Origin of the sequence: Bradyrhizobium sp. 482_C4_N1_8 (assembly GCF_052075965.1) — a bacterium.
Taxonomy (GTDB): Bacteria; Pseudomonadota; Alphaproteobacteria; order Rhizobiales; family Xanthobacteraceae; genus Bradyrhizobium; species Bradyrhizobium barranii.
On the sequence record NZ_CP197231.1, the window covers coordinates 5,873,435 to 5,886,246 of the forward strand.

Below are 12,812 nucleotides of genomic sequence, written 5' to 3' on the forward strand. Positions count from 1 at the left end.
CCAACGGAAAAAGCTGGAAGCGCATGGCATCAAGGCGCCGTTTCCCGTTTCGTGCAGCCGGTACTCGCCTCCGCGATCGAGCGATGGATTCACGAAATCAAGTTCGACGGCTATCGGGCGCAGGTCCAGATGCCCACGAAGTCGTCAAGGTCTTCACGCGGTGCGGCCACGGGCTGGACCTGTCGCATCCCTAGCCGCTTGCGCCGTCGGCCGATCGCGACCATGGTAACGAAGAGGAGCGCTCTCAAACAAACAAAAAGTCATTCGCCGTCATCAAGTCGGTGAAGTTTGCAAGCGTTACCTGATCAGCTCCCGCCATGATAACGGTGCTAGTTCCGCTCTGGGTGATGACAAGGTCACCAAACGAGTGCACACCCGCAACGTCAATGAAAGCGATCCTATCATCCTGGCATTGGCTGAAATCTTGGATGAGATTGTTGGCTCCAACAGTCATTAGACCATTGTCCTTGAATACAAACGTATCGGAACCTCCATGAGCATTGCCGCTCAGTTCACCATCTCCCCACATCTCATTGCTGACTGTGCAACCTTGCCCAGCCGTCCCCGCGTATAGGACATCGCTGCCGCCCTTAGCACGACCTGAAATTTGCGCCGCATCGCCCCATAAGAAGTTGTCGACCCGGCCGCTGTCAACGGCGTGGCCCCCGAAGATAAGATCATCGCCTCCTTGGGTCGCCCCGCCCATGACTTGCGCGTCTCCATAGAGCTGGTTCACAACATCCGTCACCGAACTGTCGCCGCCGCTGAGACTGTCATTACCTCCGCTGGTAGCGTCGAGCATCGTAACAGCATCGCCAACGGCGAAGTTCTTGGTACCCAGCAACGTCGCAAGGTCGTTCCCGCCTTGCGCATGGCCGGACATTGTGGCGCCGGCGTCCCCGTAAAAAGACACCGTGGAGCCGCCCTCGTTTATGAAAGTATCGTTGCCACCCTTGGCAAAGCCGGAGATGTCACCGCCGGCATCGCCATAGAAGGTCTTTGACATGATCGCCCCACCGGAGCCCGTGAAACGGTCGTCGCCTCCCTCAGCATGGCCGGACATGTTGCCTCCGGCATCACCGTAGAACACCTGCGTTGCGAACAAGGCCCCGTTGAAGGTGTCGTTGCCACCTTTGCTGTGGCCGGTCATGTCACCGCCGGCATCCCCGTAGAATGTGTTGCCTGAGTCCGTTCTGGCGGTGAATGAGTCATCGCCGCCCTGGGCGTGACCGGACATGTTGCTTCCGCTATCACCAAAAAAGAGGTTTCCAGCCTGCCTAGAGCCCTGAAAGCTGTCGTCCCCGCCCTTGCTATGGCCAGACATGTCGCCGCCCGCGTCACCGTAAAAGGTGTGGGTGCCGCCCTGTACCGTCTGAGTTATGAAACTGTCATCGCCGCCCTGAGCATGACCCGACATGGCGCCGCCAGCGTCGCCGAAGAACGTATTGATTTGCTGTCTGCCGGTACCACTCAAGAAGGTATCGTTGCCGCCCTTACTTTGGTCCGACATGTCGGCACCCGCGTCGCCGTAGGCAGTGACACTGGTCGCGGTGAGTCCGTTAAAAATGTCATCGCCGCCCTGAGCAGAATCGAAAATACTGCCGACCACGTCCCCATAGAATGTGTAGTTGGAAGGTCCGATTTCATCGAAAGTGTCGTTCCCTCCCTTCGAGAAGTCGAACATGCTGCCACCAGCATCACCGAACGAGGTCGGTGCGCCTGGGGTGCCTATCAGGTTGTCGTCGGTGCCGAATTGATGATTGACCAGGTCACCCGGGGTAAGCGGAACAGGCTGCCTGCGCATCGGAAGTCCTCCTCGGCTGCATCCAATACAATCTTAGGCTGTTTCGTCAGGCCAGCGAACCAACTATAAGTGGGTACATCCTTTAAGCCATCCCGTCCTAGAGGCCGAAGACGTCGCGTCTCGCTTCATCTAACCGGGATGAGGTATGGGCGGCTAGATCCGCTTTGGGTCACACGGCGACATGCCGAGATCTCGCCACGTGACAACTACGTGCCGTAGCTTGCTCTTCCTGGTGCGGCTCCGAGACCCATCAATTCCCGATAGCGCAACAGCACGGCTTCGCGTAGCGCACGGCTTGAGCTCGATACGGAGCCGACTCCTAAGACCATCAGCAGCAAGCCCAACCAGGTCACCGCCCAGCCCCTCCCCTCATCGCCGGCCCCCCTAGGGCCCATGCCCACCGGCAGAACCGGGGGCATCGAGGCAGCAGCGGCGTCACTCGCAGCCGCAAGAAGCTTCTCTACGTCAACTTGGGGCGGCACGGAGAACTCCGACGTGAGCTGGTTGGTACGCCGATGCAGGTCGGGTACCGCTGGTATCGGGGCCGTCGTGCTCGTTCCAAGTTCGGAAGCAGCCTCAGCTACTTTGAATTCAGGGACAGGCGGCTGAGACTGCTCGGCCGGTCTGGGCCGCAGCAACTCTGCGCGCGCGTCAACGACCGGGCTCCGCTTACGACTAGCCACGGGATCTTTAGCTATGCGAGAACGAACGGGCTTCTTCACCGTCGCAATGCCCTCGGCCAGGAACCAACATTTGCGGCGACCATCGACTCGATAGACCCAATGCTGGCCATCGGGGACCGAGTCGCCGGGCCGCGCCAAGCATTCCGCTCGCGCCGGATAGGTCGGAGCACGTGCGCGCGGAGCGATATTGAACAAGTCGTCAAGAGGGTCGGAGGACGCGGGCGTCGTTGAAAGAATTCCAGCGAGAGCAAAACCAGCGAAGCAAAATCTCAAATAACCGGACATCGAAAACTCCCGGCGTATCGTCCCCACCCCCTCGACCCTTCGCGCCGACATGGGCGGCCATACGGCTCAAAACTGGCGGCGCAAGGGATTCATTGTGTTCGTGACTAGTCCGGGTCCGAAGCAGCCGCAGCTGCGAAGTGCAGCAGCCTGCCAAATCTCTTTCGCCGCGGCACTCGGACCGTGGCTTACGACCGTGGATGAGCTGAGGATTTGGCCGATCAGTTGCCATATCCCTTTGCACGTGCGGAAGAATGCGGCCAGGGTGCGAAGGAGTGGATATCCGCAAACGTTAATGGATCGGCCTGCAGGCGCTGTTTTCCGCGTTTACTGTTCGTATGTGCGTTGCAGAGCTACTGCCGTTGGGGCATCAGCGGAGGTGAGTCCTACCCTAGCTAGCCTGCTCAGTCCGCTTCAACCTGGGCCAGGAGCCGACTAGTTGGTAAGATTCGCGTTTGAACTCTCCCGCGCCGTCATTACTGTGACTGGATTGCCAATTGCCTTTCCCGCCGCGCGGATGGTGTCAATGAACAGCTTCGCGGCCGGGTTCAAACCAATCGGACCACCATGTCCTCTAGCTCCAAAGCTAGTATCGCCAAGAAAGCGCGCACGAAGGCTGAAGCGGATTTTGCCACCTGGCTCATGATGGCCAAGCTCGGTGGTTTCGATGACCTGCCGTCCAGCGCCCAAAGCTTTCTGACTAACTATCGAACTCGGCTCGAGACAATGAGCGAGGCCGAGTCCACGGCCCTAGCCGTTCGCGAGGTCTACAGCGCTTATTACAGCGAGATGGGAGGCGTGGGCGCGCCCCCGGAACCAAAGGCTCGCACACCAATGACAGAGGGCAAAGTCGTGCGGCTCAAGAAACGGCCTAATCAGCCCGGTCTATCGGCTGCACTGCATTCGACGAAGCCAATGATCCGAGAACCCCTTCCAGCACTGCTGATTTTCGCGAGCATGGTGGCTCTGATTGTCGCATATAGATTTCTGGCGCAGTAACACTGCCCGCGGATTGTGGGGACGAAGTGCCGCTCACAGTAACCGCGGACATCGCTGCACTTCGCATTTGTGCCAAAGGCGGAAGTGATCCCGACTCGCGGCGTCGCGAAACGGCGATTGTGCGACACATTGAGAATGCGGCCGCCGCGCCGGCCCCTCCCCATTTTGGCTGCGGGGGCGAGCCACGTCCTCGTGTGCCGTCGGAGACGGGCAATGACCATAAGAACCTTTTGCACGCTCGCCGCCGCCATCTTTGCCTTGAGCCCGCTTTTGCAGTTGATCCGGATTGTGATGGATGGTCCGTCACCTTGAATGGCGTCGATGTGCCGTTTTGGGTGAGCTGGATTGCCGTCACCGTGGCGGGCGCGTTGAGCTTCGTCGGTTTCCGCGCCGCCATGCGCAGCTAATTGCTGGCAGAGCCCACCCGGGCCGATCTGTCGCCGGGCAGCGGAGCCACTTCCCTACTCGCGGATATCGCGCCGTCGTGCTGTACCGCGACAGCGGCTTAGTGCAATTCGCGTCGGTTTGGCATACCTGCATCCATGTCCGGTCTTCCCCGAACAGCCGACGCCGAAGTGATGGGTACGCTTCGACGCTAAGGGCCAAAGTCGGACTCAGGCGGCTACTAGGATGGGCTGTCCGAGTCTACCGGAACCGTGAAGTGAAAAATGGCGCCGCGGCCTTTATCGGCGGTCACCCATACTTGTCCTTCATGCGCCTCGATGATCGACCGGCAGATTGACAGCCCCATGCCCATGCCATCCGTTTTGGTCGTGAACATCGGGTTGAATATCCGATCCACGGCGCCGCCGGGCTCTAGACCTTCCCCCGTGTCTTCTACCGATACCATCACGTATCTGGAGTGATGGACTTCAGACCTTATGGATAGGACCCGCTCCCCATTCTTCGTGGCCATGGAGTCAATTGCGTTCGTAATCAAATTCACCAGCACTTGCTGGAGCTGAACCTGTTCGCCTCTTATCCGCGGCAGCCGTTTGTTAACGTCGGCTTGAACGGCGACCCGATGTCTCCGCAATTGGTCACGGACGACGGCCAGAGCTTCCTGGATGACATCGTCGATATCGAGCGAAGTCCGGGTCCGTGCACCCGTCTTGAAATGCACCCGGATATTTTCGATCACGGCGTCCGCACGGTGTCCGGTGGTCACGACGCGCCGAAATGCATTCCTGGCACTATCGAGGTCAGGCTCGACACGATCAAGCCAGCGCAATCCCGCGTTGGCACTGGCTATGATCGCCGTTAATGGCTGTTTGATTTCGTGGGCAATTGAAGCCGAGACGGCGTCGCCGGTCATCAGCCGCGCCTCACGTTCGCGACGTTGCGCCAGGACCGCGCCGAGCAGCTGCGCGTGAAGCGTCGTTATCTCATACAGCAGGACAAAGAGTACAAGAATGCTGGACACGAACCCGAAGACCCGGCCAGCATACCAGCCGGCGCTGAACCGGGCAAAACCGGGAAACGAGACCAGATAGATCTCAATTGCATATGCGCAAACAACCACCATCAGCCACAGATCGAGCACCGAACGCTGGCGCATCCAGAGCAAAGTGAGCGCAACTGCGTTCCACAGGATTAGACAACTGGCAATATAGAGCGCGAGGGTAGAAAAATGGACCGGGTCGAGCATGATGCGGGGCAAGTATGCCTCACCCACTATGACAAGAACTGTCACGGCACACACAACGGCTGACGTCATCGCAACACTCGAAAGAATCGTCGCGCCCACTGAGCCCTCCCACAATCGCTTGGGCGGATCGGCAACCTTCAAAAGGGTATATGCGATGACGAACGTAGGAAAACCGGCGTACCTCAGAGCGTTGAGCCAATCCGTGCTCTGTAGCCCCGCGCCAAGCAGGCCAACTGGCGCGAACGCCCCTGGAAAGACCAGCATCCAGGGGACAAGCATGAGCCCCGTGAAGAGATACCCGGTTGAGATTGCGAGGAGGGCACTCGAACGCAGGGTGGCGAACTGGTTGAACAGCAGGACCGCGGTGATCATGTCATTCACGAACATCGCCGTGCCGTAGGCCGGGACGAAGCTATCGATCCGCGCCAGCTGGACGTTCGAGAGCGCCCCTGCCAAGATTAAGACGACGCCCAGGAAAGCGAGCATGACCGCAAGGGCAAGCCGTTTCTGCGCCCGGCCGGGCGGTAAGGTCGCAAGGGCGAAAGACTGATCCTCCGGGATAATGACGGCGGGCTTCATCATCGGAGCGAATCTTCCCAGCGGCTGGAACGCGCGGCACGAAGCTGCCCTGAGTTTCGTCTGGACGGAGCGTATGTTTTCGAGACGATGTTTTCAACTTGCCGAAGACGCGCTTGCAGGGTTTCAGTGGCCTGCTGCTAGTCCGGACCGGGCGGCACTTAAAGGTCCGCTTCGGGTCAAAAAGCGAAAAACTCAGCGTAAGCAAACCTCGTCCGCTGCGCCCCACTAAGCTGACCACAGTGAGCGGTGTCACCACTTCGCTGATGGCCAAAACCTGATCATTTAGCCGCCATTTTTCGCACTCTTCGTGCAGCCCCTTACGCCTTCGCCATGCGCTCGCGGACGGATTTGAAGCCGGAAACGAAACGCGCCAGCGTGTCCGATGTCGCGCCGCGAGGCAGCATCACCTCGACCAGCGAAAACTGCCCGCGCCGCTTGACCGCGCGATCGAGCGCAGCGGCAAGCTCGCGGCGCGTGGTGACCCGTTCGCCGACACCGCCGATCGACGCCGCGATATCGGCAAAATGCCAGTCATCGAGATCGTTGAAGCGCGATTCCGGCTGGAACACCCGCAGCATCTCCCAGCTCTTGTTGTTGAACAGCACGACAACCGGATCGAACCCGTAGCGGCGGCAATTGCCGAGCTCCCAGCCGGTCATCTGGAACGCGCCGTCGCCCACCAGGATCAGCGGCCGCAATCCCGTGGCCGCGACGCCGATGCCGGCGGGCACCCCAAAGCCCATGCCGGCATAGTAGCCGGGCGCGGCGAGTGCTGTGTTGTCGATCTCCATGCTGGTGAACAGGCAGTCGCCGATGTCCGACGTCATCGACATCTTGCCATGGCGGTCGAAAAGGTCGTTGATCGCAGTCGCGACATCTGATGGCGAGATCGGTGCGTCATCGGCAGGCAGGCCCCGCGGATAGACGGCGCGCTGCTTCAGCGACAGCAGATGGGACCGCGGCCCGTTTGGCTTGGCGCGCGCCTCCAACCCTTCGATCAGGCCGGCGAGCGGCATGTTGCGGAAGCAATGATAACCGATCTGCACCTCGCGGCTTGAGGCTAAAATGGTGCGGTGTGGATCAGGCGCCCGGTTGGAGAGCGCGAAATTGGTGTCCGAAAGGATGACGCCTAGCATCAGCACTAGGTCGGCATCCTCTACCAGCCGGGTGATCGCGGGATCGCCAGCCGCGCCGAGATAGGTGCCGGCTACGACGTCCGGAGCGTGCTCGAGAAGTCCGCGTCCCATGAAGGTGGTCACCAGGGGGAGCTTCAGCTTGCGCGCCAAAATAGCGATTTTGTCCTCTAGGCCATAGCGCCGGATTTCGACATCGACTACCGCGACCGGAGCGGCAGCCGCCTGGATGCGATCGAGGATTTCTTCGACGCATTCGGCGAGCGCACCAGCAACCGCATGCCGCGGCGGCAGCGCTACGATGGGCTCGACCTCGGCCGCCGCCATGTCACGAGGAAATTCGAGATAAACCGGCAGCGACATTTCCCGTGCGCTGCGCAACACCCACGCGATCTGCGCAGGTGCGGTTACGGGATCGGTCAGCACCGCCTGATCGCAGGTGATTTCCTTGAACACGGCTAGCTGCGTATCGACAGTCCGCCCCTGATGATGCAGAAGAAAGCCACTGGTACGCTCGCGCGCGCCTGGCGCGCCCGCAATCACCACTACCGGTGAGCGCTCCGCATATGCCCCCGCGATTGAGTTGACGATATTGAAAGCGCCGGCGCCGTAGGTCACGGCGGCAACGCCGAGGCCGCCGTGATATCGCGCCGACGCATCCGCCGCAAAACCGACCGCCGGCTCATGACTCAGCGTGAAATTTGGCAGGATGTTGCTTTCTTCGATGACCTTGAACAGCGGCAACACGAAATCGCCGGGAATACCGAAAATCTCGTGGGCGCCGTGGTCTTTCAGCGCCGCGAGCAACGCAAGGGCAAGCGTGGGCATGGGGGCGTCCTGGGAGCTAGAATATATTCAAGCATGATCGCCTTCGTTCCGTGATCCCGCAAGACAAGAAGCCGCGATGACCCCTTTGGGTCAGAATGCGAAGAACTCAGAGTGAGCAAAGTCAGTCCGCTCTACCCCACCAAGCGGACCTCAACGAAAGGTGTCGCCACTTCGCTGATGGACCATGAACAGACATAGCCTCACCCGTCGCGTTAGCGCCGAGCTCTGACCGCCGCTGCAAAGCGTGCTAATAAACCAGGCTAGTGCCGGGCGGCTTCTCTAGCGCGGCGGCCAACGACCGGTACTCCTCGCAGCCAGTCCCGCAAATCGTCGCGATTCGACTCAAATGATATTGCGCTTGATCGCGGTTGCCCTGTTCGATCTGCCATAGGCCGTAATATTGCCAGGTCAGCACATGGTTCGGATCTGCTTTCAGGGCGCGCTCGTACCAGACCTGCGAAAGCTTGTAGTGGCCGAGCTTGCGATAGGAGTAGCCGATCAGATTGGCCACATTCGGGTGATCGTCGTGGCCGAGCGTCTTCAACTGCTCAATCGCAGAGGCATAGTCAGTGCGGTCGTAGACCGCCGAATAAGCTGCGCGGTACCCATGAGCAAAGGCGGGGTCGTCGAACAGGGACTGCTTGGCTTTTTTGGCCTTGGGCTGGTGAGTGGCCTTGTTGCCCGACCGCTTCGGGTATGACGAAGGTGGATAAGCGGAGCGTTGCCCCATTCCGCTATAGTCTGCCTCACTGCCACCTGGCTCAGTGCCCGGGGCCGCAACAGCCGGAGTGACCGAGAACGCAGCGATCAGCGCAATCGAACACGTTGCCAGCGTCACAATCCTGATCATCAAGTTGGCCATAGAAATCTCCTGCAAGCTACGCCTTCGAGCTCCCAATCCAGCCGAACATGTTAACTCCGGCTTACCTCATTCCTGGAAAGGTGATTAGAAAAAACGAGATTTGGTGTGACAGCAATGTTGTCTTATGAGCCGGTCAATGTCCGCAGCGGGTCAAAACCGGCTGTATCGGCCAGCCTTGTCGTGCGTCCGGTCTTCCCAGAAGAGCAGACGCAGCGGCCATCCCCCTGAACGGCAGCTAAGGGACAGAAGGTGACGTAGCAGGATGGTGAGCACGAAAGAGGCCGCCAACTGAGGCGGCCTTACTCACTCTTAAATTCCGCAATCTTTCGATCTTGACACCATAGCTCTACGTCGCACCCGTCAGCTAAGGATCTGGCGCGCTTCTTGGCTTCGGTTTCGTCCTCACACATTAGATCGATGCGAACCTCGATATGTCCGTCGAGGCCCATAATATATGCGCGGTACTCTTGCTTCTGCTGCCGTCCAATGCTTGAAGCCCGTATTTTGAGTTACTGCGTGTTTACATACACTCGCGTTCGCAAATCGTTCGATGAGTCGAATTCATTGATCTATTCCTCGGTTGGCCTGAGACGGCCTTATTCCTCCGGGGGTTGTAGGCCCGGCGACGTTAGCCATCCGTCTATATGAGAAACGGTTTCGAGCTGGCGCAGTTTGAGTTCGAGAAGATCACGCTGCGGTCCTGGCGGCGTATTTTTCAGTTCCGCTATGATGCGGGATCTTTCCACGTCCAGATTGTCGTCAATGTGGGATTGTGAGCGTCGTCCCATGGCACTCTCCTTTCCCTGCGTGAATTGGGCGGGAGCGCAACCGGCGTTCTCATCACCGATCAAAGCACGCTGCCGAGCGGTGAGAGAACCAGTGTGCACCCGGAACCAGAGCGACGCCAGAACAAAAGTTAACCCAGTAAACGTCTGCCGGGGTCAGAAGCCGACTTCGGGCCATCGGCCGGGATGCGGCTGCTCTGGGCCTTGGCGGATGACGCGGCCGAGAAGGCACGTGGTGAGACGAGGAAGATCGAGCGGCGGCATACCTGACAAGATTAGCGGAAAAGCCGCCGCCGGGTTGAGCGCGGCGACGGCTTCTTCTTTACGCGCTCAGACGGCCGCGACTACCCGTCGCGTCGCATGAAGGAAACGGTTAGCGGGCGCTGCGACGCCATCAATTGGATGACGCTCCTGTTTGCGCAATTCATCGACTAGACGTTCGAGGTACTGCGGCAGAGGCGAGGCTTCGAGAGATAAGTTCTGTTGCAATCTGTCACCCACCTCGTCACAGATCGACCGGGCAGTCTTATGATCGATGTGGTCCGATATTCTGCTGGTCGGTTCCATATCGCGACCTTTCGATTAGGCCCCACGATTAACTCAAGTTACAGGGATGCGAAAATGTTTCGCGCACCTTCGAAAAATGCCGATGGCTTCATTGAATGGAACGAAGACACTGTGCGTCAGGCCGATTGCCCTTGTCAGCGCTGATACCTGCAACCCGCCGAGTTAGTGAAACTTGGCGCGCGACTTTCAACACTCAGAATGTCCGTTCCGGGTCAATCGCGTCACTTTGGCCGCATGCCGTTCTCTTCCGGTCTACCCCTGTGACCGGACATCGTCAGACCGCCCCGGCATGTCTCACACGGGCTAGAGGCCGACCTCGGATTTTTCGCGGATGACGATCTCCATGCTGAGCCTCTACCGGCTTCCTAGTCTAGGAAGATGCAACTCGTGCCAAGTGCAAGGCGGCCTCAACGCCGCCTTCCAAGATCTGCTCTGCCTGCGTAGCATTGGGCATAGCCCGTGCGAACTGAAGGGTGCCCACCATGAGGCCGAAGATGGCGGTCGCGCGACGGCGGCTCGCTCCTGCATCTGCGTCAGGAAGCAGCGCGGCCAATGTTGCAACGTAGCTTCGCAGCCCTTTCTCGTAGTCTTTCCTGGTGGACAGGGGCTGTCGGGCGATTTCGGGGAGCAATGCCGCCGAGGGGCACCCGCCCGTCGGGTCTTCGAGGTGAGCGCGGTTCAGGTATCTCCGAATCGCGCCCTCAAGGTCCAGGCCCCTCCGGTGATCCTCATCGAGGCGATGTTGCTGGTCGCTGAGCGCGCTCGCCAGCGCCTCGCGAACGAGCGCGTCTTTGGACTCGAAGTGCGGAGAGAATGCGCCCTTGGTCAGGCCGGCCTCGCCCATGATCCCAGCGATCCCGGCGGCGGAGATACCGTCTCGGCGCATGCACTTCGACGCCACATCGATGATGTGCCGTCGCGTCGCTGCCTTATGACCTTTCTCGAAACGCATCTTTTCTCCAGTTCACCAATATCCCGCAGCCGTTAGGCTGCAGCCTCTTCCAACAGGGCCCCCTTCGCCACGCGAAGCGGCCACGACGTTAGATCGCACTCTATTTGGCGCCCAAGATGCCTTCGATGCCGCGGGCGAGGTTTAGAAGCCTCCGGTCGCTACCTAAGGGGGCATCCAGTTCGAGCCCAATCGGCAGCCCCGCGCGAGACAAGCCAACAGGAAGGCTGATACCGGGCAGCCCCACGCTGCTTGCCGACACGGTGTGGTTCGCCAAAGCGAGGTAGCTAACATCCTGCCCCGCTATATGGACGGTCGCCTGCTCCTCGATCAAAGGCGCTGTGCAGGGCGTGGTCGGTTGCAGAATGACCAGCGCCCCATGAGAGACGAACGCCGTGTTGAGTCGGCGCTGGATTTCCGGCCGGCTCACGTCGAGCGCAGTCTGATAGGCCTCTGCCGAGGTAGCACCTGCGCCACCCGGCAGCACGATGTGCCCCCACGCCTGCCGAAGTTGGGGCTTAAGGCCCTCATAAATGGCCTCGAACGTGGTCGGAATGTCATGGCGGCGAAGAAATTCCGAAATTTCGCCCATCGTCTCATGAGCGAAGATGCCCCATGTTGCGGTTTGGACGAGGGAATTGAAATCGTCGCCAGGATCTACTTCAACGATCTCGGCGCCGGCGTCCTGCAAGCGCCGAACCACCTCGCGGAAGCGGGTCTCGACTTCCGAGTCCACCAGATCCAGGAACTGTCGCGGCGCGAAGGCCAGCCGGACTCCCTTCAGGTCGTAGCCGCCGTTGGAGAACTCCGCAGCTTGTTCACCGGTCACGACCTGATCCACCAAAATGCAGTCCTCGACGTTTCGGGCGAACACGCCCGTCGTATCGAGCGTATGGGAGATCGGCGCAACGCCGTCGCGTGGCCAACGTCCAGTGGTTGGCTTGAAGCCCACGACGCCACAGAACGATGCTGGCACTCGGATCGACCCAACGGTGTCACCGCCCAAGGACGCGGGAACGAGGCCGGCGGCCACGGATGCGGCCGAGCCGCTCGAGGAGCCGCCCGACACGCGATCTGGTGCGTGCGGATTCTTCACCTGGCCGTAACGTGCGTTGTGACCGGTCAAGCCGTACGACATCTCGACGAGGTTGTTCTTGCCGAAGACCAAAGCGCCCGCACCCTTAATGACCCGGACAGCGTCGGCATCCTCGCGCGGCACGAAATGAGCGAGGCCTTCGACGCCCAGGCTGGTAGGCAGCCCTTTCGTCAAATAACTGTCTTTCACCCCGAGCGGCACGCCAAGTAGCGGAGCCGCCAATCCGGCCGCACGCGATTTGTCCGCGTCCCTTGCGGCTGCCAGCACCGCGGCCTCGTCGATGGTGATGAAGGCGTTCAGCTCGGCAAGCGCTCGGGCACGCTGTAAAAGCGCCGCGGTGTAGGACTCCGAGGTGATGTCGCCGTTGCGAACCGCTGCTGCAGCGGTTGCGAGCCCAAGCGATTCGACATCTGTGGTTTCTCGCAATGCGATGCGGGGTGAAGCTGTGGTCGTGTCATCCATGAAATCCTCGCAAAGGAGCTGTTGGGCGGCACCCCGCCGCCGCCCAACGGCGGCTCAGCCGAATGCCATTACGGTCATAATATTAAATTACGATCGTACTTCAATGGAAATGTCGGCCTCGCCGGACACATGAGC

Annotated in this window: 7 protein-coding genes; 1 reads left to right on the top strand and 6 read right to left on the bottom strand. The window is 59.9% G+C overall.

The window, feature by feature from the left end:
• Window positions 1–244 precede the first annotated feature (244 nt).
• Window positions 245–1,804 (bottom strand): hypothetical protein, encoded by a 1,560-nt coding sequence (locus AB7Z56_RS28385; protein ID WP_441256621.1) that lies wholly within the window; start codon window positions 1,802–1,804, stop codon window positions 245–247.
• A gap of 1,532 nt (window positions 1,805–3,336) precedes the next feature.
• Between AB7Z56_RS28385 and AB7Z56_RS28390 the strand changes: the two genes are divergently transcribed.
• On the top strand, window positions 3,337–3,768 hold the full coding sequence (locus AB7Z56_RS28390) for a hypothetical protein (RefSeq protein WP_354248909.1): 432 nt from the start codon (window positions 3,337–3,339) through the stop codon (window positions 3,766–3,768).
• 625 nt (window positions 3,769–4,393) lie between these two features.
• Here AB7Z56_RS28390 and AB7Z56_RS28395 read toward each other — a convergent pair.
• From AB7Z56_RS28395 to AB7Z56_RS28415, 5 genes are all read right to left on the bottom strand, one after another.
• Entirely contained in the window at window positions 4,394–5,998 is a 1,605-nt protein-coding gene (locus AB7Z56_RS28395; protein ID WP_441256622.1) for an MASE4 domain-containing protein, read from the bottom strand.
• Window positions 5,999–6,312: 314 nt separating this feature from the next.
• Window positions 6,313–7,956, bottom strand: coding sequence for an indolepyruvate/phenylpyruvate decarboxylase (ipdC, locus tag AB7Z56_RS28400; RefSeq protein WP_063984136.1), 1,644 nt, complete (start codon window positions 7,954–7,956; stop codon window positions 6,313–6,315).
• A gap of 247 nt (window positions 7,957–8,203) precedes the next feature.
• Window positions 8,204–8,818: a tetratricopeptide repeat protein gene (locus tag AB7Z56_RS28405; protein ID WP_063984137.1), complete on the bottom strand. Its 615-nt coding sequence runs from the start codon at window positions 8,816–8,818 to the stop codon at window positions 8,204–8,206.
• A gap of 1,722 nt (window positions 8,819–10,540) precedes the next feature.
• Window positions 10,541–11,122 (bottom strand): TetR/AcrR family transcriptional regulator, encoded by a 582-nt coding sequence (locus AB7Z56_RS28410; RefSeq protein ID WP_441256623.1) that lies wholly within the window; start codon window positions 11,120–11,122, stop codon window positions 10,541–10,543.
• A gap of 100 nt (window positions 11,123–11,222) precedes the next feature.
• Window positions 11,223–12,677, bottom strand: a complete 1,455-nt coding sequence (locus AB7Z56_RS28415; protein WP_441256624.1) for an amidase family protein — start codon at window positions 12,675–12,677, stop codon at window positions 11,223–11,225.
• Window positions 12,678–12,812: the final 135 nt, after the last annotated feature.

Coding starts and splice junctions, on each gene's coding strand:
- AB7Z56_RS28405 (WP_063984137.1), bottom strand. CDS start 8,818: ATGGCCAACTTGATGATCAGGATTGTGACGCTGGCAACGTGTTCGATT.
- AB7Z56_RS28385 (WP_441256621.1), bottom strand. CDS start 1,804: ATGCGCAGGCAGCCTGTTCCGCTTACCCCGGGTGACCTGGTCAATCAT.
- AB7Z56_RS28415 (WP_441256624.1), bottom strand. CDS start 12,677: ATGGATGACACGACCACAGCTTCACCCCGCATCGCATTGCGAGAAACC.
- ipdC (WP_063984136.1), bottom strand. CDS start 7,956: ATGCCCACGCTTGCCCTTGCGTTGCTCGCGGCGCTGAAAGACCACGGC.
- AB7Z56_RS28410 (WP_441256623.1), bottom strand. CDS start 11,122: ATGCGTTTCGAGAAAGGTCATAAGGCAGCGACGCGACGGCACATCATC.
- AB7Z56_RS28395 (WP_441256622.1), bottom strand. CDS start 5,998: ATGATGAAGCCCGCCGTCATTATCCCGGAGGATCAGTCTTTCGCCCTT.
- AB7Z56_RS28390 (WP_354248909.1), top strand. CDS start 3,337: ATGTCCTCTAGCTCCAAAGCTAGTATCGCCAAGAAAGCGCGCACGAAG.